The sequence below is a fragment of the Microbacterium sp. genome (genome assembly GCF_032084865.1).
Lineage (GTDB): Bacteria > Actinomycetota > Actinomycetes > Actinomycetales > Microbacteriaceae > Microbacterium.
The window spans coordinates 1-2,555 of the sequence record NZ_DAMDLU010000223.1; the positions used below are offsets into that span (position 1 = coordinate 1).

The following is a 2,555-nucleotide window of genomic DNA, read 5'->3' on the forward strand; positions in this document are numbered from 1 at the left end:
ACGGCATCCGCCCCCGCCACGACGATCGCCGAGGCGCCGTCGTTGAGCGAGCTCGCGTTGCCTGCAGTGACCACCTCGCCGCCCGCGACGACCGGACGCAGCGCGGCCAGCGCCTCGAGCGACGTCTCGCGGCGCGGTCCCTCGTCCGTGTCGACGAGCCCGCGGGTCGACTCGACCGCGACGATCTCCGGCGACAGCCTTCCGGCGTCGATGGCCGCGAGGGCTCGCTGATGGCTGAGCAGGGCGAAGGCGTCGGCATCCGCTCTGCTGATCCCCTCGACGCGCGCGACCTCCTCTGCCGTCTCGGGCATCGAGAACGTCGCCTTGTCACGAGCCAGCAGGCGGGGATTCGGGAACCGCCACCCGATCGACGTGTCATACGCGTCGCCGGGCTTCGCCCATGCGCGAGCGGGCTTGGCCTGCACCCACGGCGCGCGGGTCATCGATTCGACGCCGCCGGCGACCATCAGGTCGGCGTCGCCGGCGCGGATCGCCTGCGAAGCCAGGGCGATCGCCGTCATCCCCGACGCGCACAGGCGGTTGACCGTGAACCCCGGGATGCTGTCCGGCAGTCCTGCCAGCAGCACCGCCATTCGGGCGACGTTGCGGTTGTCCTCACCGGCCTGGTTCGCGGCTCCCAGGATGACCTCGTCGATGGCATCCGCCGGCACTCCCGCCCGGGAGACCGCCTCGGCGACGACCAGCGCGGCGAGGTCGTCGGGACGGACGCCGGCGAGGGCGCCGCCGTACCGGCCGACCGGCGTGCGCACGCCGTCGACGAGATAGGCCTCGGACATCGTCATCCTCTCGAGCGCGGTCACCGGATCCATTACAGACCGATCGTTCAGGAATACGATTCCAGATCGCTCCCGGTATGGCAACCGCCACGCCCGCAGGCGGCGGAACCGCGGCTGCGCGATCGACCTTGACAACGCGAGGGGCTCCGAGCAGATTCGACCATGACGGAGGATGTTCCCGAGCGGGCGACGCCCGTGAGATCGAAGGAGATCGCAGCATGAAGAAGCTCATCAACAAGCCGGAGGACGTGCTCGTCGAATCGCTGCGGGGAGTCGCCGCCGCGCATCCCGAGCTCTCGGTCGATCTCGACACGCACGTGATCACCCGCGCGACGCCGAAGGAGCAGGGCAAGGTCGCCGTCGTCTCCGGCGGCGGGTCGGGCCACGAGCCGCTGCACGGCGGCTTCGTCGGGGTCGGGATGCTCGACGCGGCCGTCGCCGGAGAGATCTTCACCTCGCCGACCCCCGACCGTGTGCAGGCCGCCACGAAGGCCGTCGACCGTGGTGCGGGTGTGCTGCACATCGTGAAGAACTACACCGGCGACGTGCTGAACTTCGAGATGGCGGCGGAGCTCGCCGAGATGGAGGGCATCGAGGTCGGCACCGTGGTGGTCGACGACGACGTCGCCGTGCAGGACTCGCTGTACACCGCGGGACGTCGCGGGGTCGGGCTGACCGTGCTGCTGGAGAAGATCGTGGGCGCCGCGGCAGAGGAGGGGCAAGACCTCGCCGCGGTGGTCGCGCTCGCTCAGAAGGTCAACGGTCAGGGCCGCTCGATGGGCATGGCCCTCACCAGCTGCACGGTTCCGGCGGCGGGCAAGCCCACCTTCGACCTGCCCGACGATCAGATGGAGATCGGCATCGGCATCCACGGCGAACCCGGCCGGCACCGCGAACCCCTGGCCCCGGCATCCGACATCGCCCGGCAGCTCGTCGAGCCGATCCTCGCCGACCTCGACGTCGCCGGCCCCGCGATCGTCATGCTCAACGGCATGGGAGCGACCCCGCAGATCGAGCTGTACCTGATGTACGCCGAGGTCGCCGCGCTGCTCGAGAAGGCGGGCGTGCAGATCGTTCGAAACCTCGTCGGCAACTACATCACCTCGCTCGACATGGCCGGCTGCTCGGTGACGGTGCTGAAGGCCGACGACGAGATCCTGCGGCTGTGGGATGCGCCGGTCGTCACCCCCGGTCTGCGCTGGGGCGCCTGAGACACGTCCCTCGCTGACACCCGACCCACCTCGCCACATAGGAGCACGCATGACCTCGACGATCGACACCGCCGCCCTGCACGACTGGATCTCGCGCTTCGCCGCCGCCATGAACGACAAGCGCGAGTGGCTCACCGAGCTCGACTCCGCCATCGGCGACGCCGACCACGGCGCCAACATGGCCCGCGGCATGACAGCGGTCGTCGAGAAGCTCGGCGCCGGCGCGCCCGAGACGATCGACGAGCTGCTCAAGAGTGTCGGCATGACCCTGGTCAGCTCGGTGGGCGGCGCGAGCGGACCCCTGTACGGCACGTTCTTCCTGCGCATGGGCATGACCGCGGGCGCAGTGTCGACCCTCGACGCCGCAGCGCTCGCGGGCGCGCTGCGCGCCGGAATGGACGGCGTCGTGGCACGCGGCAAGCCCGAGGCGGGAGACAAGACGATGTACGACGCGATGGCACCCGCCCTCGACGCGCTCGACACGGCTCTCGCCGACGGGGAAGACCTCGGGGCGGCGCTTTCTGCCTCGGCAGATGCCGCCGCCGCC

The 2,555-nt window shown here is 70.5% G+C and carries 3 protein-coding genes; 2 read left to right on the forward strand and 1 reads right to left on the reverse strand.

Annotation, left to right across the window (positions count from 1 at the left end; translation table 11 throughout):
* The coding region (locus RT309_RS14710; protein WP_313358236.1) for an acetyl-CoA C-acyltransferase at positions 1-797 on the reverse strand (797 nt) is incomplete at its 3' end.
* Positions 798-1,015: 218 nt separating this feature from the next.
* Between RT309_RS14710 and dhaK the strand changes: the two genes are divergently transcribed.
* Both dhaK and dhaL read left to right on the forward strand, forming a co-directional pair.
* Complete coding sequence (gene dhaK / locus RT309_RS14715) at positions 1,016-2,008, forward strand: dihydroxyacetone kinase subunit DhaK (RefSeq protein WP_313358233.1); 993 nt, start codon at positions 1,016-1,018, stop codon at positions 2,006-2,008.
* 49 nt (positions 2,009-2,057) lie between these two features.
* The coding region (gene dhaL, locus RT309_RS14720) for a dihydroxyacetone kinase subunit DhaL (protein WP_313358235.1) at positions 2,058-2,555 on the forward strand (498 nt) is incomplete at its 3' end.